We start from the raw sequence: 1,680 nt of genomic DNA, 5'->3' as shown, positions 1-1,680 counted from the left end.
GGGGCTCGGGATCGCGCTCGTCGCCGTGGCGGTATCGGCGATCACCGGCAACACCGTCTTCGATGCCGTCGGCACATTGGGGATCGGCGTGCTGTTGGCGGTCAACTCCGTCTTCCTGGGCATCGAGATGACCTCTCTGCTTGTCGGTGAGACAGCTTCGGCGGACCAGCTGCGCGCGATCGAGGAGCGGCTCGCAACCACGCCGGGCGTTCGACGCGTCGTCCACCTTCGAGCCGTCCACGTGGGTCCCGAGGAGCTGCTGGTCGGGGCGAAGGTCCTCTTTGCCCCTGGCCTGAGCGTTGAAGAGGCCGCCGGAGTTGTCGATGAGGCCGAGATCGCGGTCCGCTCATCGGTACCGACGGCCGTCTGGGTCTACATCGAGCCGGGACGGACCGGAGAGTCTGCTCCTGCAGTGGCGCCGGCCAACCACGACCCCGAAGGACACTGACTCCGTGGGTGGGTGTCCTTCGGCTCGCGGGGCCCGGAGCACAGCGACCGCGCCGGGCGGGGGGAGGAAGGGCCCCGAGACGGTTGTGTGGATCGCCTGGCGCTTCTTGGGATAGACAGGATGGGTGTCATGCACCGAGGGATGGCTGGGATGACCTTCGACCTTGATCTCGAGCCGAAACTGGCTGGTATCGATGAGGGCCGCGCGAAACGCATCGATGACCACCTCCAACGTCAGTACATCGACCGGGGACGTATCGCCGGGTGCCAGGTCGTGGTCGCCCGGCGCGGCCACGTCGCCCTGCGCAGCTCCCTCGGCCTGATGGATCGCGAGCGGGGTACGCCCGTTGCCGACGACACCATCTGGCGCTGGTACTCGATGACCAAGCCCGTCACCGGCGTCGCCCTGCTCACACTGTACGAGCAGGCCCGCTTCAAGTTGACGGACCCGATCCACCGGTACCTGCCTGAGTGGCGAGACGTGCAGGTCCGGGTGAAGCACCCCGACGGCCGGCGTGAGCTGGTCGCCCCGGAGCGGCCCATAACTGTACGCGATGCGATGATGCACATGACTGGTATCGGGTTCGGCCCGCCCGAGGCGCGGCTCGATCTGACCAGCCTGGTCGAAGGGAAGAGCTCCCGGCGGCTCGACGCTGGTGTGACCCTGGCCGACCTCAGCGTCCTGTTGACCAAGGAGCCCCTCCGTTTTCACCCCGGCCGCCACTGGTTGTACTCCTGGTCCACCGACCTCTGCGCTCGCTTGGTCGAGGTGATGTCAGGGCAGCGTTTCGGCGACTACCTGCGCACGACCATCTTCGAACCGCTCGGCATGGTCGACGCCGGGTTCTCGGTTCGTGACGAGCGAGCCCATCGTGTGGCCGCGCTCTACGGCCGGAACACCGACAAGACGCTGCGTCTCCTGGATGACCCCGCGGACCGTCGTCTCGTCCGTGAGCCGGCACTGCAGTCCGGAGGAGGCGGCCTTGTCGGCACACTCGACGACTATGCGCGGTTCTGTCAGATGCTGCTCAATGGTGGCGAGCTGGACGGAGCGCGCGTCCTGGCCCGGCCGACCGTCGAGCTGATGCGGACGAATCACCTGCCCTCCGGGAGGGAACTGCGCGACGTCGCTCTGCCGGGCGGCTATGGCGAGGTCGGGTTTGACGGCGCAGGTTTCGGGCTCACGGTGGCCGTCGGGCTCGGGCCGGCGCGCTCGGGGGGCGTCGGACCCCC

At 68.0% G+C, this 1,680-nt stretch carries 2 protein-coding genes; both read left to right on the top strand.

What is annotated here, in order from left to right; all coding sequences use genetic code 11:
• A partial coding sequence (locus VGF64_01715; GenBank protein HEY1633446.1) for a cation transporter dimerization domain-containing protein occupies positions 1-448 on the top strand: 448 nt, incomplete at its 5' end.
• A 150-nt stretch (positions 449-598) separates the two neighbouring features.
• Positions 599-1,680, top strand: a 1,082-nt coding sequence (locus tag VGF64_01710) for a serine hydrolase domain-containing protein (GenBank protein HEY1633445.1), incomplete at its 3' end; no start/stop codon positions are given.

This window comes from Acidimicrobiales bacterium (genome assembly GCA_036491125.1).
Lineage (GTDB): Bacteria > Actinomycetota > Acidimicrobiia > Acidimicrobiales > AC-9 > AC-9.
The sequence above is the reverse complement of the archived record's forward strand: the minus strand, read 5'-3'. Positions and strand labels throughout refer to the sequence as shown.